We start from the raw sequence: 21,653 nt of genomic DNA, 5'->3' as shown, positions 1-21,653 counted from the left end.
GATGTTGTGAAACATGTAAAAGCATTTGTGTTAAAGTTTATTTCATGTTTAGTCCTGCTATATATTATACTTGGCTTATTTTACGGCATGTCCTTTGGAATGGTTTTTTTAACTTCCCTAACATTAGCAGCAACTTCCTATATTCTTGGCGACTTTCTAGTGCTGCCTAGGACTAATAATTTCATAGCGACAATAACCGATTATGTTCTTGCATTTTTCGTGATTTGGTCATTAAGTATAAGTTTGACGCTAAGAGAAAATATTGTGACGATGTCTCTCGTTGCTGCCGCTGGAGTCGCCCTTTTTGAAATCATATTTCATAGATATATGGCAAATCAGATTATCACCAATATGAAAACCAGCCCTATACGTCCGAGACAGCTGCAATTCCAAACAGAAGCTTCAGAAGAGCTTACTCCTTCTGAAACAGATTTAAAGATAGATGAAGATAAAAGTAATCGTGGTGAAAAATGATCCATTTTAAAGAACGTCTGCTTAGTCGAGCAGGCGTTTTTTTAATGTTCTTTCGGGAGAATACTGTCAATTACTTTGGCATATAGAGAAAGGAGAAATACAGTTAAGGGGGAGAACAAATGGCCATTTTGGTAACTGGCGGGGCAGGATATATTGGCTCACATCTTGTGGCATATTTAATTGAGAAGGGTATGAAAGTAATTGTCATCGATAATCTGCAAACTGGCCACCGAGAGGCCATTCATCCAAAGGCGATTTTTTACAAGAGTGATATTCGTTCTTCAGAAAGTGTAATGAATATTTTTATGAAGGAAAAAATAGAGGCAGTTTTTCATTTTGCGGCCGCTTCACTTGTCGGAGAATCAACGAATGACCCTTTAAAGTATTACGATGTAAACGTAAGCGGAACACGGATTCTGCTTGAAGTGATGAGCAGGTACGGTGTTAAATACCTAGTATTCTCATCTTCTGCCGCCGTTTATGGGGATTCGCATGTACAGCCAATTAAAGAAAACTTTCCACTTAAGCCCACTAATCCATATGGTGAGACAAAGCTTGCAATGGAGAGGATGATTAAATGGTGGGGAGATGCCTTTGATGCAAGCTATGTCTCGCTTAGATATTTCAATGCCGCGAGTGCCAAGGAGACAGGTGAATTAGGAGAGGATCATCTACCAGAAACCCATTTAATTCCGATTATTCTGCAGGCAGCACTAGGAATAAGAGAATATGTAACGGTTTATGGAGACAATTATCCGACAAAGGACGGAACTTGTATCCGTGACTTTATTCATGTAGAGGATTTAGCAGAAGCTCATTTAATGGCACTCCGTTACTTACAAAACGGAGGGAAAAGTGATGTATTGAATCTTGGCAATACTTCGGGATATTCGGTAAAGGAAGTAATAAGCACTTCTATAGAGGAAACGGGGAAGAATATAAAGGTGATAGTAGGCGAAAGAAGGAGTGGCGATCCCGCAGAATTAATTGCATGTTCAGATAAAGCTTTTAAAATATTAGGCTGGAAACCAAGTAAATCTTCTATTCGTAAAATAATACAGGATGCTTGGAGATGGCACAAAAAGCATCCAGAGGGCTACAAAAGTAAATCTGCTTTTCATAAATGAATTTGTTTTAGGTACAGATATAGTTTTTCTCTTAATTCAGGTCTCTTTAATGCAAAATCAATGGACGCTTCCAGAAAGCCGAATTTATCACCAATATCATACCGTTTTCCTTTGATAATATATGAAAAAATAGACTCGTGCTCTAGCAGTAAATGCAAAGCATCCGTTAGCTGGATTTCATCATTTTTATCTGGCTGTACATGGTCAAGAATTTCAAAAATTTGTGGGGTTAGAATATATCTTCCAATAATTGCTTGTGAGGATGGCGCCATAGCAATGGAAGGTTTTTCAATCAAACTATCAACTTTAAACAGTTCCCCCTTTTGTTCTGTATAGCCGATAATACCATACTTATTAACTTCCGAGCGCGGTACCTCTTTACAGCCGATAATACTTGTTCCCATTTTTTTGAATTGATTAATCATTTGCATTAAGGCTGGCTCTTTATGATCAAGAATGTCATCACCCAATAGAACAGCAAATGGCTGATTTCCGATAAATTTCTTTGCACAAAAGACGGCATGACCTAAACCTAATGGTTCCTTTTGTCTAACATAGTGAATATCGGCCATTTCAGATATTTTCTGGACCTCATGCAGCATTTCTATTTTTCCAGTTCTCTTTAAAAGCAATTCCATTTCTACTGATTTATCAAAGTGATCTTCTATAGCTCTTTTATTCCTTCCTGTTACAATAATAATATCTTCAATCCCTGACGCAATCGCTTCTTCAATAATATATTGGATGGCTGGTTTATCCACGATTGGGAGCATTTCCTTTGGCTGAGCTTTTGTTGCCGGCAGGAATCGGGTTCCTAAACCAGCGGCAGGAATGACTGCTTTTTTTATCATCCATGATCCCCCTTATCATTTGGCTATCCCGTTCCATTTCTATGAATGGAAGAGGCTGTCTTATCCCAACTGTTTACAGAAAAAGAGCAAAAAGGAATATTTTCCTGCACAAAGAGCAACTTAAAACTATTATGATAAGAAGATTTTTGCAGGGAAAATGCTTTTGAGGTGTATGAATAAATGCCAATTCAAAAAAATCATATCGAAAGAAGGTTATTAATTTTTGCCTTTCTTGCCTTAGCTGTTTTTGTTTCTCCACTGTTTATATTAGGGGAGAATGCACATATTCGGGTTCATGATAATTTGGATTCGAATTTAGCCTGGTATAAAGTTCTAGCTGAAAGCGGACAATTAATCGGGCCAGCCGATGCCGTTATTCCGCAAATTATTAATGGACAATTATCCCGAAATGCATTTGGAACTGAATTTAGCCTGATCGTTTGGCTATATGCCCTCTTTCCTCCGATGACGGCTTATGCGCTCAGCCAGACGATTACTAGGGTGTTGGCGTTCATAGGAATGTATTTACTTTTGAAAACCCATTTTCTTTCGGGGAAACAGTGGAATATTCTAGCAATCAACGTTGGTACCTCTCTTGCATTTGCCTTTACACCTTTTTGGCCATCAGGAATGTTAAGCACTCTTGGTATGCCTTTAGCCTTATGGGCTTTTCTCAATATCCGGAAAAAGGAGAAAATGCGGAAAAGCTATTTAGTGCTAACTCTTCTTCCTTTCTATTCTAGTATTGTTTTAGGCTTTTTCTTTTTTCTTACGGCTATGGGGATATTTTGGCTGATTGATGTTATTAGAACAAAGAGGTGGAATGGGCGTTTTCTTTTGTCTATTGTTTTTATGACTCTTATGTATGCAATAGTGGAATATCGGCTCGTCTATTCTTTTCTATTTGATGATGAACCTAACAGTAGAGATGAATATTTTCACGCAAGGCTATCCTTATGGCGCTCTATTAGACTTACCTATAAAAATTTCATTTATGGACATCATCATGCTGCAACTATACATACTTTAGTCATCCTGCCAGTAATGATTTTGGCATTATTCATCATTATCAGAAAGAAAATCTGGAAAAAGGAAAGAACCTTTATATTATTATTTATTCTAAATATCGCTTTGTCTGCATGGTACGCCTTTTGGTTTTACAAGGGATGGCTGCCATTAACTGAGAGATTTCACTTTTTGGATACCTTTAATTTTGCCCGATATCATTTTCTGAGACCGTTAGTCATTTATGTACTGTTTGCTTTGTCATTAAAGATCCTTTTGGTTACACCGTGGAAAAGGACGGTTCCTATACTTGTTGCTGCACAGCTTATTGTTTGTTCACTAACAAATGAAGAAATTATCTTTCAAACAAAGCCAACATTTAAGCAGTTTTTCGCCGAGGACCAATTTAATGAGATTAAAGATTACATAGGAATCCCCCAGGAAGATTATCGAGTGGCCAGCATTGGGATTCACCCGGCTATCGCCCAATATAACGGGTTTTATACCCTTGATACGTATAATAATTTCTACCCTCTTACTTATAAAAATCAATTCAGGAAAATTATCGAAAAGGAATTGGCAAAAAATAAAACGATTCGAATTTATTTCGATGAATGGGGCGGGCGATGCTATATTTTTACAGCAGAATTAGGTAAACGCTATATGTTTAAAAAAAATTCAAAAAAGCGACTAAAAAACCTTGAGCTCAACATCAAGCCATTTAAAGAAATGGGTGGGAAGTATATTTTTTCTGCCGTTCCCATTGATAATGCATTTGAAAACAATTTGAGCTTAGAAAGGACGTTCGAATCATCGAGTTCCGTTTGGAAAGTCTATTTATACAAGGCAATCTAACACCAGGAGGAATCAAAATGAATCACCCAGTGCTCACAATAGTTGTTCCCTGTTATAACGAAGAAGAAATTCTCCCAGCTACGATGTCACAGTTAAGCAGTTCCCTCCGAGAGCTTGAAAAAGAGGGATTGGTTTCGAGTAAAAGTAAAATTTTGTTTGTAGACGATGGAAGCAAGGATCAAACATGGGAAATGATTTATCGAAAGAGTTTAGAGGACGAGTTAATTAGGGGGGTAAAACTAGCAAAAAACGTTGGACACCAAAAGGCGCTTTTGGCGGGATTAATGGCAGCAAAGACTGTTTCCGATTGTGTCATTTCCATTGATGCAGATCTTCAAGATGATATTTCTGTCATACGTGAATTTATTCTAAAGTTTCGTGAAGGCAATGAAATCGTCTATGGAGTTAGGCGAAAAAGGGATACAGATACTTTTTTCAAAAGAAGCACAGCCCAGGGTTTTTATAAATTAATGAAGTGGATGGGTGTGGATCTTGTTTATAATCATGCTGACTTTCGATTAATGAGCAAAAGGGCTCTTCATGAGTTACAGCGCTATGAAGAGGTGAATCTCTTTCTCCGTGGCATTGTGCCAATCCTAGGCTTAAAGTCTGACTCCGTCTACTATGACCGAAAAGAAAGAAGTGCCGGAGAAACGAAATATCCGCTAAAAAAAATGATCGCCTTTTCATTTGAAGGGGTAACCTCCTTTTCTGTGACGCCCATTCGTCTTGTCCTGCTTATTGGATTTCTTTTCTTTTTTATTAGTTTATTATTTGGAATTTATTTTATCAGTTTAAAGCTTTCCGGCAAAACAGAAACGGGTTGGACATCATTAATCACTTCAATCTGGCTAATTGGTGGCCTTCAGCTAATTTCTATCGGGTTGGTGGGTGAATACATTGGTAAAGTTTATAGTGAAACGAAGCGCAGACCGAAATATATAATTGACATTGATACATTCAATTTGCCGATTCCACGTTCTCTAATAAATGATGGGGGCAGTGAACATGAGCTCTTTGAGCGTAATTATGGAAAATTATCTGAAACGAACTAATACCTTTTTCCGTTTTTTATTAGTAGGAGTACTAAATACGTTAATTGGACTCTCCATTATGCTCTTTCTATTAAATGCAGCAGAAATGTCCTATTGGATTTCTACCTTTATTGGAAATGGTGTTGGAGCTTTAATAAGTTATTTATTAAATCGTAGCTTTACTTTTCAAAGTAAAGCAAAATGGAATTCCACTATTCCTCGTTTTATTATCGTGATTTTGAGTTGTTATATTCTTTCTTATACTGTAAGCCATATGGCATTAAGGATTTTTGAAGAGGATCATATCCTTCTGAAAGAAAACTTTGCAGTCATTTTAGGGGCCGGATTATATACGCTCCTAAATTATTTAGGGCAAAGGTTATATGTATTTAAGACAATATGACATTTGCTTTTTCCAGGAACAATAAGGGTTACAGATTGGCTTTCATTAAGGTAATTTGGAGGGTTAATGATGCGAAATGATCAATTCAATCTTAATAAGCATAAATTAAATACACAGGGGAAAGAAACAGAATTCGAGATTAGTACAACAGGATATGGGTTGGAATCTGTCGTTGAGTCGAACGAGACAAATACGTTAGAAGAGAAGCAGAACAATGGCAGCTCGGAAATTTCGACATTAGAGTGACAGCCTATTTGTAAAAAAGCCAAACTGTTTATCCTAATTGGATTAAAAAGTTTGGCTTTTTTATTTTTTACCTTTTATTTTTCCTTATGAAAAGGGCATTGTGAAAATATGATTTGATCATCTGGCAGAAAATACTGTTGCCATTCATAGTTATCGTTATTTCCATAAGAATTTAATGCTGGGTGTATTGGGATGCTGTCATACTCTTTTAGGCGTTTGCGGATTTGTTGTTTTATTTTAACAGTCTGTTTTTCTTTTGCGAGAAATTCTTTTAAAACAAATCTTGGCGTAATGGCTAACATTAAATACGGAAAGTTTCTGCTCTTTCTATTTATGTGTGCAGGGGTCGCACAGTACATAAAATAGGGTGTACCATGAAAACAGAATTCCCATAGTGGATGAGATGGGTTTGATGGTATGATTTCGGGCCAAGGCAATTCATCTAGCCTCGTTAAATTGATAAGATGTTGCCAAAATAGTTCTTGATATTCTTGGACGCCTAAGTCCAAGCTTTCTTTTGGACTTTCAAAAAATATTATAAGGGACGTATATTTTCCAAAGCTTTTAAAATGTAAGGAATATTCCTTTAGTATTGCAGCCAGTTCGTAAGAGGTCTCATATTTTAACGGGCTGCCAATGAAGCCGTATCTTAGGTGTCCAGACTTTAATCCTAAAAGAGCAGGGATACAAGGAAATAATTGATTCGCATCTGTCATTTTTAGCTTAAATAGCTCGTAAGCTTTCTTATGCCAAGATTCTGTATGAAGATTTTCCAGCTCTGAATCTCTAAGTAATATCATGGTTAAGGCACACTCCTATCCTTACTTCACTAAAATATTCATGATCTTTGGATATGTGATTGTCCAACGGTAATTTTAATAGAAAGGTAAGCTGAATGTGACTAGGATGGGATACTGATATAAATATAAAAAGATTTGGTTCATGCCCACATGCATGGACCTCTTTTGATTAGACATTTTTTAATACCATTTAAACGAGCTTAAACTTATAATAGTAAATAAAGGTTGAATAATTTTCTGATTTTTCTATAAATAAAACTTTACATATAATGCATTATATTTAAAAAGGTGGCATGTAAAATGAAAATAGTGATTGCACCGGATTCATTCAAGAGGAGTTTAACAGCACTTGAAGCAGCTCAAGCTATTGAAAAAGGGGTAAAAAATGCGATTCTGCATGCAGAAACCGTTCTAGTTCCAGTGGCAGACGGCGGCGAAGGGACGATGGACAGTCTAGTTTCTGCTACAAATGGCCATAAAGTCGAGCATAAGGTAAAGGGGCCTTTACTCCATCCTGTACAAGCAGCTTATGGAATTTTAGGTGATCAGGAAACATGCGTGATCGAAATGGCTAGTGCATCAGGATTATGTCTCATTGATTCTGCAAGGCTCAATCCTATGACTGCTACAACCTTTGGAACTGGTCAGCTTATTAAAAAGGCTTTAGATGATGGGTGCAGTAAATTTATTTTAGCTATAGGTGGAAGTGCTACCAATGATGGTGGGGTTGGTATGCTTCAAGCACTAGGAATGAAGTTTCTCGATGCAAATGGAGAGCCAGTCGGATATGGGGGATCCGAACTAATAAGGATTGCTCATATTGATGATCAAGAGTTCGATTCCCGAATTGCTAATTGTGAATTTTTAATTGCCACGGATGTTCAGAATCCATTAGTAGGGGAAAATGGAGCATCTTTTGTGTTTGGACCGCAAAAAGGAGCTACACCAGAAATGGTTGAAATTCTAGACAACAACTTAAGACATTGGGCAGACTTAGTAGGAATAAAAACAGGCATCCGCCTGCATGATATGCCTGGTGCTGGAGCGGCGGGCGGAATTGGCGGAGCCTTCCAAGCCTTTTTTCCATCAGTTACAAAGCGGGGAATTGATCTAGTCATTGAATATTCAGGGCTTAGTGACCATTTGGCAGACGCCGATTGTGTATTCACCGGCGAAGGTCAAATTGATTTCCAAACCGCCTCAGGAAAGACACCCATGGGCGTGGCTGAAGCAGCTAAAATCAAAGGTATTCCAGTCTTTGCACTAACTGGATCGATTGGGAAAGGAATAGATGTTTTATATGAACATGGCATTACAAGTGTTCATAGCATTATTAATTCGCCTATCACTCTTCAAGAAGCCATTGCGAATGCTGCTATTTTGTTGGAGCAAGGTGCTGAGCAAGTTATGCGGACCTATTTAGCATCTAATTGAAAGTCATGAATGTTTATTAATTTTTCCTTGTCTTAATGGAAATAATATCAATGTCATATGTTTATATTGATCGTAGATTATCGTCTAGTTTGACGTATTTTCCGATTTAAGGAGAAGTGAAAAAAATGCAGTCATTCCTATCAGAAGATCGTTATTCACCAACATACAATTGGTTAGTTTTATCCAGAAGTCCTTTTTTAAAGAAACATGAACGGAATCCGGTCAACTGGCTGGAATGGTCGGAGGAAGCGTTTGATAAGGCGAAGAGGGAAGGGAAGCTGGTGTTTGTCTATATAGCGGATAGTCATTGCCATTTGTGTGCTCTCATGGGTCGGGATTCGTTTGAAGATGAGGAGACAGCCCAATTATTAAATAATCGGTTTATTTGCATTATGATTGACAAGGAAGAGCATCCAGATATTGCTGCTCTATACTTGAGCAAGTGCCAAAAGATGGTGGGAAAAGGGGAAGGGCCGCTAAATGTTTTTTTGACCTCTGAGCAGGAAATTCTTTATGCTGCGAGGTATTTACCGAGGGAAAGCCTTGATGATGGGATGATTAGATTTAAAGAATTAATCACCCAGGTGTATGAACAAAATGACAAAAACCGTGATTATGAATAAGTATTTAGGAAATTACGTAACAATTGCAGTTCTTGCCTTCATGCAAGAGCTTTTTTTTCGCAAAAAAATTCCGCCCATGAGGAGCGGATAAAAAAAGAGACCTTGGATCAATTAAGAAATAATTCGCAATATCAACAACATATAGTATATAAGGGTAAAAAGAAATACTATATGTTGTTAGAAAGAATTCTATCACATTTATATTTTAAGAGCAAATTATTTAGAAAGATCATGTTTCATTACGTCTATCTACAAAATATTTATTAATTATTGGAAAGAATTGAAAAAGAATGAGAGATTAGGTAATCTTAAAGAAAGGAGAATTGTAGTGAAAATTTAATTGTTTTGTAATGAAATAGTTAAATATGACAACTTTTCTTAATATTAATAGACGAATACTAGCAGGAAAGGTGAGCCTCCGTGAGAAAAAAAAGGAAGAGAAAGACAACATATACGAGGGGAAAATTACTGATTTCAATTATGGTTTGTTTGACTTTGGTTTTTGCAACGGTTAATTCAAATAATCATAGTGAGGCATTGGCAGTTTCTAGTTTAACACAGCCTATTAATATTATGTATTCCTTACTTACAAAGAGGCATTTTGATCATATTGATGAGATGAATGGCTCAATGAATAACAAGCTTCAAGCTTATTACACATTAAAGAAAAAATTGGCTCAAGAACAAAATAAACAACCACTAGATGATCAAGAAGTGAAAAATAAACCAGAAGAACATGATCCTGCACAAAGTATAAAAACTAGTAATCTTGAAGAAAACGGCTCTGTAAAACACGAAGACTCACAGAAAAATCAGCAAAATGAACAAAAAGTCATTTATTTAACTTTCGATGACGGACCTTCCGCCTTTACATTAGACATACTGCAAACATTGAATACGTATAATATGAAAGCCACTTTTTTTATGCTTGAGCCTAATATGAGAGCATATCCTAAAGAGTTAGATGCGATTATAAAAAATGGTCATATCCCCGCCCTACACGGAGTTACTCATAATGTTGCCAAAATTTATCGTTCGGAAAAGACAGTAGTGAACGAAATGGCAATAGCTCAAGCCACTTTAATGAAAATGACGGGTACAGGCACATCCTTAATTAGAACACCTTATGGTTCAGCACCATATATGAAGCCTTCCTATAAGGAAGCTGTTGAAGCAGCCGGATTTCATCTATGGGATTGGACAGTGGATAGTGAGGATTGGAAATATAAAAATGGTGAATATGTTGACAGAGTTATTGGGCAAATCGAACAAATTCAACATAATGACAAACCTATTATCATCTTACTGCATGATTTAAGAACAACAGCAGAGCATCTGCCAGCCCTGCTAACCTATTTGCAAACAAACGGTTATCAAGCTGAAGTATTGAATGAGCAGCTTTCTGCCTTTCACTTTTAATAATACAGGACATTAATCCATGTTTTCATGATTAATGTCCTTTTATGATTAAAAGATTTATATGTCATAAAGACCTAATTTCCTCGATAAGCTTTTAAGAGACAACTGTCAAAAGGAGGAGATTGTTTGGCTGCAAGCTTCGAAAAGGCTGCAAAATTTGAGCATGGATTTTGGCTGCAAGTATTAGGAGACCATGCACGATTTATCCTTGATTCTCTTGCACCGTCAGAGAAAGAATTCATTCAAGAAGCCAATTATTTTATTGGGGTTTTTGATCAGCTCCTTGGTCGAGTGGAGGCAGAGAATTTACTGGAGCTAAGTTTGAGAGCAGATGAAGAAGCCAAGAAGATTAGACAGTTTAAGCTTACAATTCTTGAGCGCCATCTCGTTGGAAAAGTAAAGATTCACCTCGGACCAACATTTATGAATCATATGGTAAACGAAGTAGATGAGTATTTACTTATTTTAAAATATCTGAAAAACGAGGAAGCTCCACCAATCTTTCATGAGCTACATCACCATTTGCTTTGGCTTTTGGATGCTGCAGGGCATGCAGGGGCAATTTCTGATAATATGGAACTTCCTGAAAAAAGAATAAAAAAATTGAGTGATACGTTTACGAAGGATTTTGAAGCCTTTTATTTAAAGGCTGTTGAATTGACGGGATTTCTTCGAACTAATCTGAGTTCTTTCCCAGCCCTGCAAAAATTTAATAAAGATGTATCACTAGAAATGAAGCTGTTTATGAACTTTTTAGATGAAATTGAGGAATTGCGGTTAAGTAAAGAGGCATTAGGAACATTTTCGGCGCTAATGGCAGACCATATGTTCAGAGAAGAATGCTACTATTTAACAAAACTTGCAGAATCAACACAGGCAGAAAAACCTGATTGTAATCCTGCTAAGCCTAGATTGAAGGAATAGAGGAGTGAAACCACCTTTTGGTGGTTATTTTTTTCAGAATAACAAGCTTTCTCTGTTTGAAGATTTACATAATTCTAGTAGGAAAGCATCATTTTTACAAATATAGAACATACGTTCTTTTGTTGGGGCAAGTTTGTGTTATAATGGAGAAGCAATAGGGAGTTTTCTCAAGGGTGGTCGGCTAACCCCGTTTGAAAGGGGGTGATGCCTTTGACAGTATTTGAAACGATTATGATTATGATTTCTTTTTCAAGTCTAATCATTGCTGTCTTATCTTTTAACCACAAAAAATAGACCTCCCTTGACCTGATAATTGAGGAGAGGTCTAGTCTTTGGACTGGCCGATCCCCTAAGGGAACGACTATTGCGGATGACCGTGGGTGCTCCAACACCTGCGGTCATTTAATTATTTTATTTATATAACTAAAGGATAACATAAATGATTTAGAAAGTCATCCTGAAGTTCTTTTCTCTAAGCATTCTCTTCATCAGGCTTTATAGCCATAAAAGTGGCAAGGATGGCTATGACAGTAAGGCCGCTTAAGAAATAAAATAATAACTTTTCTGTATTTTTCATAAGCAACGCCATGACCGGAGGACCTGCAGCAACACCAATAAACCTCATTGAACTATAAATGGATGTAATGGTTCCTCTTTCCTTTTTTTCAATTCCACATGTAATTAAGGCATCTAAACAGGGAAGGGCTACTCCTATTCCGATACCTCCAAAGGTAAATAAAATTAGCATGAACCATAATCCATTTGAAAAACTTAATATACCGACAGAAACGGCAGTTAATACAGTGCCACCAAAAATGATCCATTTCATTAAAATTTTGTTTTCTTTTATTATTTTTCCTGTTATAAAAGAGGCTAAACATAATGCTCCTAAAGGTACGGCAAGCAGCAGCCCTTTTTTTATGTTAATGATGTCATATTTTTTCTCCAGTACATCAGATAAGTAAAACAAAACGCCAAACAATACAAACATCATGATGACACCTATGACAAAGATGGCATACAGCCATTTTCCATTATGTGTAAATGTCTTTTTGATATTTACTAAAAACTGCTTGAATGGAACGGGCTCCTCACGTTCTTTAGGTGTTTTGATTAAAAGCCATACAAGTAATATTGAAAGTGCGCAAAACACTGGAAAGGCAAAAAAGGGGAGAAACCAAAAAAAACTTGCTAGATAGGCTCCAAGTATAGGACTAAGAACTTTACCAAATGTATTTGATGTTTCAATCATCCCTAGGGAACTACTCACTTCATCATCGCTTTTAAACATATCACCAATAAGTGGCATGACAATGGGGGCTGCGCCCGCCGCCCCAACCCCTTGTAAAGCACGTCCGCAAAGAATGATCCAATAAGCATCATTGGCTTTCCAGGCTGCCCATCCTGAGATGAGTCCTCCTATTCCAGCAATTAAGAGGCTGGGGATAATGACCTTCTTTCGTCCGATATAGTCCGATAACCCCCCCGCTACTGGGATTAGGATTATGGCTACAATTGAATATACGGTCAGAATCATACTAGTTTGCAGCGAGGTTATATTAAGGTTTTTCTCCATGGCAGGCAGAACAGGAATTAGCATGGAATTTCCAAGTGTCATGACAAGTGGAATCGTAGCGAGTGACAGAACAGCCCACTTTTTGTTATGGACATTGCGTCTGGACTTTTTCTTTGCCTTTTGGCCTCCAATTTCTAATTTTTCAACATGCTCCATTGAACATCCATCCCCTTAATTATCATACCTAATATTAATATGGCTTTTAAAAAAGAAAGTAGTAAGGTCTTTTATGGTAAATAATAATTGGAATTCATTGTCATGTATTATAATGGGTAGAAGGCTGATACAAGGAAATAATATCAATATTCGAGGTGTAAATAATGGGGAATCAAATTTTGGCATTAAATATTGGAAGGCCGAATCTTCATTTATGGGATGGTGTAACATTTAATTCGGCTATAAGAAAAAGGCCAGTGAGTGAAGTTTTGCTGACAAAAGACGGATTTAAGGGAGATTCAGTTGGAAACCCTGAAGTTCATGGTGGACCAGACAGGGCCGTTTGCTTATACCCAATTGAGCATTATGAGCAATGGGAAAATGAATTTCAAAAGCCATTTCAGATGCCTGCATTTGGGGAAAATATTAGCGTGGCTGATCATCAAGAAAAGGACGTATATATTGGCGATATTTTTTCACTTGGTGAAGCAATTATTCAGGTTTCTCAAGGGAGGGTGCCATGTACATCCATATCCAAGCATAACAAAGCAGAGAACCTGCTAAGCAGGGTAGTGGAGACTGGATATACCGGCTATTTCTTTAGGGTCCTGCAGGAGGGAATAGTGAAAGCTGACTCTTCCCTGACATTAATGGAGCGCAGGCAAGAGAAGTTTTCTGTGTTAGCTGGAAATCAACTAATGTTTCATGATCGGAAAAATCGTGAAGCGATTGAGGAGCTAATTCAGTTAGAAGAGCTTGCGGAAGTTTGGAGAAACAGGCTTATGAAGGCACTTTAAAAAATATTAATATTTCTTATTGACTTTTTGTATAATTAAGAATAATATAATAAACAACATAACGTACGGCGTTGACGAAGAGTAGTAACTTTTACGAGTACTTTAGAGAGCTGATGGGTGGTGGAAATCAGTGTAATCGTAATAGCGAATGGACTTCCGAGCCTCCAAATCGAACCTTCCTATGAGGAGCAGTAGGCTTTGGCGAACGGTCTCATCGTTACAAGAGACAGATATTCAAATGATGATCATTTTGATATCTGTTAAGTGAGCTAATTTTTAGCTAATGAAGGTGGCACCACGGGTCTCTCGTCCTTTTTTGGAGGGAGGCCCTTTTTGTATTTAAAAAAAGAATAACTAAATCGTTGAGTAAGAGTAGTACAATGTTCAGAAGCGTTACAGAGAGCCGGAAAGGGTGAGAACCGGTACGTGGAGAGCAGTTGGAATGGACTTACGAGAGGCTTCTTGAAGGACAGTAGGGTAGCACGGAATTCCACCGTTATATGGATAGGGTATCGATGTTACTATATTGTACATCCGTACCTGAACAAGGGAGCAGTTAGCTGCTCTAAATTTGAGGTGGCACCACGGTCAACGATACGTCCTCTATATGCACAAATATTGTGCGTATAGGGGACTTTTTTATTTTTTAAAACCAATAAGGAGAGTGCATCATGCCGAAAGTAGAGGAAATATTGATTAGTGAAATTGAAGGGGATACATTAACACCCATTCTTATTTACCAGCGACTTAATGGGGCAAAAAAATTTCTATTTGAAAGCTCGCTAAAACATGAAAAGGCAGGGAGGTACTCCTTCATTGGTGTTGATCCAGTTATGGAATTAATCGGTGAAGATAATGGCTGTACTATCATTTCGGCAAACGAGAGGAAATTGATTCAGGAGAAGCCACTAGAAGTACTGAAAAATGTATTAGCACCTCTTGATCAGGATGTAATTAAGGATTTCCCATTTTGTGGTGGGGCTGTTGGGTATGTTGGCTATGATATCATACGTCAATATGAAAATATTGGGGTTATCCCAAAAGATGAATTAAACATTCCTGATGTTCATTTAATGTTTTTCGAGGAAGTGGTCGTGTTTGATCATCTTGAACAAAAAGTACAGTTAATTTCTATCCCATTATTTAGCCATTTATCCGAGCTGAAAATCTTACATGAAAAGAGATTGGTGGAAATCCAGTTTGGAACTGCGAAAAGCGGATCAGATGAAGTTTTATTATCCACCTTCAAGGCTTCCATAAAGAAAGAAGATTTTATTGAAAAAGTGAAAAAGGCGAAGGAGTATATCTTGGAAGGTGATATTTTTCAAGTCGTGCTTTCTCAGCGGCTGCAAGGAACGATAACAGGTGATCCGTTTTCTTTCTATCGCAAGCTTAGGGTCAAAAATCCATCACCCTATATGTACTATTTGGATTTCGAAGACTATAAAATCGCCGGTACTTCACCAGAAAGCTTAATTAAAGTAAATGGTGGGAAGGTGACAACCAATCCAATAGCAGGAACAAGGCCAAGAGGGAAATCTGATTTGGAGGATAATTCCAATGAAAAGGAACTATTGGTGGATGAAAAGGAGCTTGCGGAGCATCGGATGCTGCTGGATTTAGGCAGAAACGACCTTGGCCGTGTGTGTGAGCTTGGTTCGATCGAAATCGAAAAGTATATGGAGATTGAAAAATATAAGCATGTCATGCATTTAGTATCAGAAGTGAGCGGCACGTTAACAAAGGATTTATCAGCCATTGATGCCTTAATAGCCTGTTTGCCGGCTGGAACGGTTTCTGGTGCTCCAAAAATCAGAGCTATGGAAATTATCAACGAGCTGGAGGAAGTAAAAAGAGGGGTGTATTCAGGAGCGATCGGCTATTTTTCAGCAAATGGAAGTATGGACTTTGCACTTGCGATTCGCACGATGTTCATTAAGGATCAAAAAGCATATATTCAGGCAGGTGCTGGAATTGTCCATGATTCAGTACCAGAAAAAGAGTTTGATGAAACCATTCATAAATTAAGAGCTTTTTTGGAGGGCCAAGATGATATTACTTATTGATAATTATGATTCATTTACTTATAACCTATACCAATACTTAGGTGAGCTGGGGGAGGAAGTACATGTTGCTAGGAACGACAGAATTTCAATTGAAGAAATTAATGCAATGGAGCCGGCTGCCATTGTCCTATCACCAGGGCCTGGCAGACCAGAGGATGCAGGCCTTTGTCCAGCAATTATTCAAGCCTTCTATGAGACGACTCCCATTTTGGGAATATGCCTTGGCCATCAAGCAATTGGATATACATTCGGAGCTGACATAAAGAAAGCAAACCAGATTATGCATGGGAAGATTTCTAAATTAAAGCATAATGGATTGGATTTATTTGAATATTTGCCACAGCCGATTGACATCATGCGATATCATTCATTAATTATTTCCGAGGAGACATTACCTGACAGCTTCAAGATACTTGCAAAATCGATGGATGACAACGAAATAATGGCGATCAAACATAAAAAGTTCCCGTTATATGGGCTGCAATTTCACCCAGAATCAATTGGTACTATGTTCGGGAAACGAATTTTGGAGAATTTCTTAAATCATACTGGGAGGGAATTAAAAAATGAAAAGTATCTTACAGAAAATCTCTAATGGAGATTCATTAACAGAACAAGAAATAACGGAAGCAACCGAGCTTTTATTTACAGAGGATATTTCCGATAGTGAAATTGCTGGTTTATTAATCGGTCTAAAAACGAAAGGGGAAACAGTTGAAGAAATTGCTGGCTTAGCAAAAGCGTTAAGGGGAAAATCACTGACGTTTAATAAGAAAATTCCGAATGTTATGGATAATTGCGGTACAGGTGGAGATGGGTCGAAGAGCTTTAATATAAGTACGACATCTGCTTTTGTTCTTGCAGGTGCTGGAATCCCGGTTGCCAAGCATGGTAACAGAAGTGTGTCAAGTAAAACAGGAAGTGCGGATGTATTAGAACATCTCGGTGTGAATTTAAATTTGGATGCTGCACGAACAGAGGAAATTTTACAAAAGGTAGGAATTGCCTTTTTATTCGCTCCTCATGTACACCCGCAGCTGAAAAGAATTATGAAGGTAAGAAAGGAATTGCGAATTCCGACTGTATTTAATTTAATTGGACCGCTCACAAATCCAGTTGATCTAGAAACACAGCTTCTTGGAATCTATCGCCGAGATTATCTTGTCCTATTTGCGGAAGTGTTAAAGGCATTAGGGAGGAAGCGTGCTGTTGTACTAAATGGAGCAGGATTTATGGATGAGGCGTCACTTCAGGGAGAGAATCACTTAGTGATCCTGGAAAATGGAAGCTTAACTGAAAGGGTGCTTCATCCAGAAGAGGTAGGCTTATCAGTTTACACGAATGATGCGATTCGCGGCGGCGATTCCAGAGAGAATGCACGTATCCTCTTGGATGTGTTAAATGGAAAGAAGGGAGCCTATCGCGATACCGTTCTCCTTAATGCAGGAATTGGAATTTTCACCGCAGGGAAATCGCAGACCATTCAAAAAGGAATTGAATATGCCAAGGAAAGCATTGATTCTGGAGCGGCACTAAATAAACTGGAACAGCTCATTCATGAGAGCAAATTTATGAAGGAAAAGGTGATTTGAAATGACAACGATCCTAGATATCATTTTGGAGGAAAAGGAAAAAGAGGTTCTGAGACTTAGGGAAGAAAAATTAGATACTCATGACCAGCCGATTAGAAAAAAGCGCTCCTTTCTGAAAAAGCTTCAACAAAGGGACTCACTTTCCATTATCGCAGAATTTAAGCGGGCATCACCTTCAAAAGGAGATATCAATATCGGTGCTGATCCTAATGTCCAAGCTCAATCTTATATCGATTTTGGAGCGGATGCCATTTCTGTTCTGACTGATACTCCCTTTTTTAAAGGAGGTTTTGAAGATTTATCAACTGTTAGAGAGTCTGTAGATGCCCCATTGCTCTGCAAGGATTTTATCATCGATGAAGTTCAGATTCTGAAAGCGAAATCCTCAGGGGCAAATTTGATTCTGTTAATTGCTGCAGCATTAGAAGAGCAACGTCTGAAAGAGCTATATTCTTTCGCTATAACCAATGGGCTTGAAGTACTTATGGAGGTTCATAACGAGGCCGAGCTGTTAAAGGCTTTACGTACAGGGGCTCAAATAATCGGTGTAAATAATCGTGATTTAAAAACCTTCTCAGTTGATTTAGCCATAACAGAAAAACTTGCTCCAAAAATTAAAGCCGCAGGTGCCTTCCTTATTAGTGAGAGCGGCATAAAAACAGAAGAGGATGTTCAAAGGGTAATAGATGCAGGTGCCGATGGGATCCTTGTTGGTGAGGCATTTATGAAATCAGATAATTTAGAAGGATTATTTAGAACAATGAAACAGCCTTTAAAAGAGGTGGTGAAGAAATGAAGGTAAAAATTTGTGGAATTATGGACGTTGAAACTGCGTTAAAAACGGTCGAGTTTGGGGCAGATGCTCTCGGATTTGTTTTTGCAGAGAGCAAAAGGAAGATAACTCCTGATCAGGCAAAGGAAATTATTAATGAAATTCCAGATGGGATTCTTAAAGTAGGCGTATTTGTTAATGAAGATCCAGATGTCATTCGAGAAATTGTTAAAGAGACAGGAATCAATGTTATTCAGCTTCATGGGGATGAGTCACCTGAATATTGTGGGCAATTTTCTGTACCTGTTATTAAGGCGTTGAGCGTTGAATCTCAAGAGGATTTAAAACAATTGGATCAGTATTCATGTGATTATTACCTATTGGATAGCCCAAAAGGCAAATACCGCGGGGGGAACGGAGTCACATTTGATTGGAGTATTTTAAACGGCGAAAAGTTGAACGGAAAAAAAGTCATTCTTGCTGGCGGACTATCAATTGATAATGTTGAGCAGGCCATTGAGTTAACGGCACCGTATATGGTCGATGTCAGCAGTGGAGTAGAAACGGATGGAAAAAAGGATATTCAAAAGATTAAAGAATTTATTGATCAGGCTAAGAAGGGACAGAAGTCTAGTGTATTGGCTGATAAACTTTAAAATTGGCTGACAAACTCGATATTTGGCTGATAATGGCTAGGGATTGGCTGACAAACTCGAAATTCAGCTGATAAATGATAGGAATTGGCTGACAAACTTAAAAATTTTGCTAACAAAGGGAGAATCTAAAATGACAACATACACTTTACCTGATGAACGGGGACATTTTGGTGCATATGGAGGAAGATATGTGCCAGAGACGTTAATGCAGGCAGTTCTTGAGCTCGAAATAGAATATAAAAAAGCGATGGCAGATCCAGAATTCCAAAGTGAACTCGATGATCTCCTGAAGAATTACGTTGGACGTGAAACACCTTTATATTTTGCCAAAAACTTAACAAAGCATCTTCAAGGGGCCAAGATTTATTTAAAACGTGAGGATTTAAACCACACAGGCGCACACAAAATCAATAATTCATTAGGTCAGGCTTTGCTGGCAGCCCGAATGGGGAAAAGAAAGATTGTTGCTGAAACAGGGGCAGGACAGCATGGAGTAGCAACGGCAACAGCCTGTGCGCTTCTTAATTTAGAATGCATTATATATATGGGAGCGGAGGACATCCGCAGGCAGCAGTTGAATGTGTTTCGCATGGAGCTTTTAGGTGCGAAGGTTGTGAGTGTTGAGTCAGGCAGTGCAACTCTTAAGGATGCAGTAAACGAGGCGTTGCGCTATTGGGTAACAAACGTAGAGGATACCCATTATATTCTTGGGTCTGTAATGGGGCCGCACCCATTTCCAATGATTGTCCGAGATCTTCAAAGTGTCATTGGGAAGGAAACGAGGGAGCAATTTTTAGAAAAGGAAGGTAAGCTTCCAGAGGCCATTGTGGCTTGTATCGGCGGTGGAAGTAATGCAATGGGCATGTTTTATCCATTTATTAAGGATGAGGCAGTCCAATTGTATGGGGTGGAGGCAGCAGGGTTAGGTTTAGATGCTTCAAAGCACGCAGCTTCAATGACAAAGGGGAAGCCAGGGATCCTTCATGGCGCACTCATGTATTTGCTTCAGGATGAGGACGGACAAATTCAAGAGGCTCACTCAATTTCTGCTGGACTGGATTACCCTGGTGTCGGGCCTGAGCACAGTTATTTAAAAGATAGCGGAAGAGTAAATTACGAGTCTATCACTGATGAAGAAGCAATGGAAGCCTTACAGCTCCTTTGTCAGTTAGAAGGAATTATTCCTGCTTTGGAAAGCTCGCATGCAGTCGCCTATGCATTAAAGCTGGCTCCAACAATGAAGGAAAACGACGGATTAGTCATCTGTTTATCAGGCAGAGGGGATAAAGACGTTGAAACAGTAAAAGCAAGACTGGGAGGGACTGTGAAATGAACCGTATTGAAAAAGTGATGCGAACTTTAGCGGAGAATAACGAGAAGGCATTTGTTCCTTATATAATGGCTGGAGATGGCGGATTGAATAGTTTGGCGGAACGGATTACTTTTTTAGAAAAAGCAGGTGCAACCGCGATTGAAATTGGGATTCCCTTTTCAGACCCTGTAGCTGATGGACCCGTAATCCAGCGGGCGGGTATTAGAGCGCTTGAAAACGGAACGACATTAAGGGGAGTATTGAAGATAATATCCGAAATACGACCCATCGTTCATATTCCTTTGATTTTTATGACTTACATGAATCCGATCATGGCTTTTGGCATTGAAGAGTTTATAGAGGAGTGCTTCCGTTCAGGCGTAGATGGGTTAATTTTACCTGACTTGCCAATAGAAGAGGAGGATATTATTGTTCCTTACGCAGAGAAGGCGGGCATTGAGATTATTAGGCTTGTTACATTGACGAGCCCGTTAGCGCGGGTAGAGGAAATATCCAAGAAGGGGCACGGATTTCTTTATGCTGTAACAGTAAATGGGATAACTGGTGCTAGAAAAGGGTTCAGTGATCAGCTAGGCGAGCATTTGAAAAAGGTAAAAAGTGTAAGTTGCCTTCCAGTTTTGGCTGGCTTTGGAATAGCCTCTCCATCACATGTCCTGGAAATGAACCAATATTGTGATGGCGTTATTGTCGGAAGCAAGATTATCGAGCTATTTGAACAGGGGGATCTGGCAGGAATTGAGGAGCTAATTAACGCATCTAAAATGGCTAATGTTGAAAGCTGAGGCGGGTACGTTTTAGGAGAGTGCTCTTACTTGAAAAAGGTGAAAAGGCTTGATATGAAGTGCTCATAGTGCTTGTTTCAGCAAGTGATCAGTAAAAACACTTACTATGAAGTGTTCATAGTGCTTGTTTCAGCTAGTAATCATTAAAAATGCTTACTATGAAGTGCTCATAGTGCTTGTTTCAGTAAGTGATCGGTAAAAACGCTCATTATGAAGTGTTCATAGTGCTTGTTTTAGCAAGGGATCAGTAAAAACGCTCATTATGAAGTGTTCATAGTGCTTGATTCAGCTAGTAATCAGTAAAAATGCTTACTATGAAGTGTTCATAGTGCTTGTTTCAACTAGTGATCAGTAAAAACGCTTACTATGAAGTGTTCATAGTGCTTGTTTCAGTAAGTGAACATTAAAAACGCTTACTATGAAGTGCTCATAGTGCTTGTTTCAGCAAGTGATCAGTAAAAACGCTTACTATGAAGTGTTCATAGTGCTTGTTTCAGCAAGTGATCGTTAAAAACGCTTACTATGAAGTGTTCAAAGTGCTTGTTTCAGCAAGTGATCGTTAAAAACGCTTATTATGAAGTGCTCATAGTGCTTGTTTCAGCAAGTGATCAGTAAAAACTCTTACTATGAATTGCTCATTCAATGAAGGTCATGAAGCGGATGGTGTTTGTTTTATCAAAGGACTTTAAAAATGGTTTCCATGAAGTTACCTCGCAAGCCTATATCGG

22 protein-coding genes and 2 other annotated features are annotated in these 21,653 nt (G+C 38.3%); of the genes, 19 read left to right on the top strand and 3 right to left on the bottom strand.

Going from position 1 to position 21,653, the window contains the following annotated elements:
- Nucleotides 1-6: 6 nt before the first annotated feature.
- Nucleotides 7-474 (top strand): YndM family protein, encoded by a 468-nt coding sequence (locus RRV45_RS12920; RefSeq protein WP_315665103.1) that lies wholly within the window; start codon nucleotides 7-9, stop codon nucleotides 472-474.
- A 119-nt stretch (nucleotides 475-593) separates the two neighbouring features.
- Complete coding sequence (gene galE / locus RRV45_RS12915) at nucleotides 594-1,601, top strand: UDP-glucose 4-epimerase GalE (protein WP_315665102.1); 1,008 nt, start codon at nucleotides 594-596, stop codon at nucleotides 1,599-1,601.
- Here galE and galU read toward each other — a convergent pair.
- A complete protein-coding gene (gene galU / locus RRV45_RS12910; RefSeq protein WP_315665101.1) occupies nucleotides 1,592-2,452 on the bottom strand; it encodes a UTP--glucose-1-phosphate uridylyltransferase GalU in 861 nt (286 codons plus the stop codon). The genes galE and galU overlap by 10 nt on opposite strands.
- A gap of 180 nt (nucleotides 2,453-2,632) precedes the next feature.
- On the opposite strand from galU, the gene RRV45_RS12905 reads away from it, so the two are divergent.
- From RRV45_RS12905 to RRV45_RS12890, 4 genes are all read left to right on the top strand, one after another.
- Nucleotides 2,633-4,312, top strand: a complete 1,680-nt coding sequence (locus RRV45_RS12905) for a DUF6044 family protein (RefSeq protein ID WP_315665100.1) — start codon at nucleotides 2,633-2,635, stop codon at nucleotides 4,310-4,312.
- Between the two features lie 17 nt (nucleotides 4,313-4,329).
- Nucleotides 4,330-5,367 carry a glycosyltransferase family 2 protein gene (locus tag RRV45_RS12900; RefSeq protein WP_315665099.1) on the top strand — a complete coding sequence of 346 codons (1,038 nt, stop codon included), beginning with the start codon at nucleotides 4,330-4,332 and terminating at the stop codon, nucleotides 5,365-5,367.
- A complete protein-coding gene (locus tag RRV45_RS12895) occupies nucleotides 5,321-5,749 on the top strand; it encodes a GtrA family protein (RefSeq protein WP_315665098.1) in 429 nt (142 codons plus the stop codon). Before RRV45_RS12900 ends, RRV45_RS12895 begins: the two co-directional genes overlap by 47 nt.
- A 66-nt stretch (nucleotides 5,750-5,815) precedes the next feature.
- Nucleotides 5,816-5,995 carry a hypothetical protein gene (locus tag RRV45_RS12890; RefSeq protein ID WP_315665097.1) on the top strand — a complete coding sequence of 60 codons (180 nt, stop codon included), beginning with the start codon at nucleotides 5,816-5,818 and terminating at the stop codon, nucleotides 5,993-5,995.
- 74 nt (nucleotides 5,996-6,069) lie between these two features.
- On the opposite strand, the gene RRV45_RS12885 is transcribed toward RRV45_RS12890, so the two are convergent.
- A complete protein-coding gene (locus tag RRV45_RS12885) occupies nucleotides 6,070-6,795 on the bottom strand; it encodes a YqcI/YcgG family protein (RefSeq protein ID WP_315665096.1) in 726 nt (241 codons plus the stop codon).
- A 300-nt stretch (nucleotides 6,796-7,095) separates the two neighbouring features.
- On the opposite strand from RRV45_RS12885, the gene RRV45_RS12880 reads away from it, so the two are divergent.
- The 5 genes from RRV45_RS12880 (at nucleotide 7,096) to RRV45_RS22120 (ending at nucleotide 11,489) form a co-directional block, all read left to right on the top strand.
- Entirely contained in the window at nucleotides 7,096-8,229 is a 1,134-nt protein-coding gene (locus tag RRV45_RS12880) for a glycerate kinase family protein (RefSeq protein ID WP_315665095.1), read from the top strand.
- Between the two features lie 125 nt (nucleotides 8,230-8,354).
- A complete protein-coding gene (locus RRV45_RS12875) occupies nucleotides 8,355-8,852 on the top strand; it encodes a DUF255 domain-containing protein (RefSeq protein ID WP_315669030.1) in 498 nt (165 codons plus the stop codon).
- 420 nt (nucleotides 8,853-9,272) lie between these two features.
- Nucleotides 9,273-10,271: a polysaccharide deacetylase family protein gene (locus tag RRV45_RS12870; protein WP_315665094.1), complete on the top strand. Its 999-nt coding sequence runs from the start codon at nucleotides 9,273-9,275 to the stop codon at nucleotides 10,269-10,271.
- 126 nt (nucleotides 10,272-10,397) lie between these two features.
- The gene (locus RRV45_RS12865) at nucleotides 10,398-11,195 is read left to right on the top strand and encodes a DUF2935 domain-containing protein (RefSeq protein WP_315665093.1); all 798 of its coding nucleotides are present in this window, start codon (nucleotides 10,398-10,400) and stop codon (nucleotides 11,193-11,195) included.
- Nucleotides 11,196-11,399: 204 nt separating this feature from the next.
- Nucleotides 11,400-11,489, top strand: a complete 90-nt coding sequence (locus RRV45_RS22120) for a putative holin-like toxin (RefSeq protein WP_410489293.1) — start codon at nucleotides 11,400-11,402, stop codon at nucleotides 11,487-11,489.
- A gap of 178 nt (nucleotides 11,490-11,667) precedes the next feature.
- Here RRV45_RS22120 and RRV45_RS12860 read toward each other — a convergent pair whose 3' ends face one another.
- Nucleotides 11,668-12,927, bottom strand: a complete 1,260-nt coding sequence (locus RRV45_RS12860; protein ID WP_315665092.1) for an MFS transporter — start codon at nucleotides 12,925-12,927, stop codon at nucleotides 11,668-11,670.
- Between the two features lie 164 nt (nucleotides 12,928-13,091).
- Between RRV45_RS12860 and RRV45_RS12855 the strand changes: the two genes are divergently transcribed.
- The 8 genes from RRV45_RS12855 (at nucleotide 13,092) to trpA (ending at nucleotide 20,925) form a co-directional block, all read left to right on the top strand.
- Nucleotides 13,092-13,724, top strand: coding sequence for an MOSC domain-containing protein (locus RRV45_RS12855; RefSeq protein ID WP_315665091.1), 633 nt, complete (start codon nucleotides 13,092-13,094; stop codon nucleotides 13,722-13,724).
- A gap of 62 nt (nucleotides 13,725-13,786) precedes the next feature.
- Nucleotides 13,787-14,041: a binding site (T-box leader), on the top strand.
- Nucleotides 14,042-14,077: 36 nt separating this feature from the next.
- Nucleotides 14,078-14,331: a binding site (T-box leader), on the top strand.
- A 64-nt stretch (nucleotides 14,332-14,395) separates the two neighbouring features.
- Nucleotides 14,396-15,790 (top strand): anthranilate synthase component I, encoded by a 1,395-nt coding sequence (gene trpE / locus RRV45_RS12850; RefSeq protein ID WP_315665090.1) that lies wholly within the window; start codon nucleotides 14,396-14,398, stop codon nucleotides 15,788-15,790.
- Nucleotides 15,774-16,385, top strand: a complete 612-nt coding sequence (locus RRV45_RS12845; protein ID WP_315665089.1) for an anthranilate synthase component II — start codon at nucleotides 15,774-15,776, stop codon at nucleotides 16,383-16,385. The genes trpE and RRV45_RS12845 overlap by 17 nt, the downstream gene beginning before the upstream one ends.
- Nucleotides 16,357-17,382, top strand: a complete 1,026-nt coding sequence (gene trpD, locus RRV45_RS12840) for an anthranilate phosphoribosyltransferase (protein ID WP_315665088.1) — start codon at nucleotides 16,357-16,359, stop codon at nucleotides 17,380-17,382. Before RRV45_RS12845 ends, trpD begins: the two co-directional genes overlap by 29 nt.
- Nucleotide 17,383: 1 nt before the next feature.
- Entirely contained in the window at nucleotides 17,384-18,178 is a 795-nt protein-coding gene (gene trpC / locus RRV45_RS12835; protein ID WP_315665087.1) for an indole-3-glycerol phosphate synthase TrpC, read from the top strand.
- Nucleotides 18,175-18,810 (top strand): phosphoribosylanthranilate isomerase, encoded by a 636-nt coding sequence (locus tag RRV45_RS12830; protein WP_315665086.1) that lies wholly within the window; start codon nucleotides 18,175-18,177, stop codon nucleotides 18,808-18,810. Before trpC ends, RRV45_RS12830 begins: the two co-directional genes overlap by 4 nt.
- Nucleotides 18,811-18,940: 130 nt before the next feature.
- Entirely contained in the window at nucleotides 18,941-20,143 is a 1,203-nt protein-coding gene (gene trpB / locus RRV45_RS12825) for a tryptophan synthase subunit beta (protein WP_315665085.1), read from the top strand.
- Nucleotides 20,140-20,925 (top strand): tryptophan synthase subunit alpha, encoded by a 786-nt coding sequence (gene trpA, locus RRV45_RS12820; RefSeq protein ID WP_315665084.1) that lies wholly within the window; start codon nucleotides 20,140-20,142, stop codon nucleotides 20,923-20,925. Before trpB ends, trpA begins: the two co-directional genes overlap by 4 nt.
- Nucleotides 20,926-21,653 lie beyond the last annotated feature (728 nt).

Origin of the sequence: Bacillus sp. DTU_2020_1000418_1_SI_GHA_SEK_038 (genome assembly GCF_032341175.1) — a bacterium.
Taxonomy (GTDB): domain Bacteria; phylum Bacillota; class Bacilli; order Bacillales; family Cytobacillaceae; genus Cytobacillus.
Note: the sequence above shows the minus strand (reverse complement) of the source record. Positions and strands in the feature narration are given on the sequence as shown.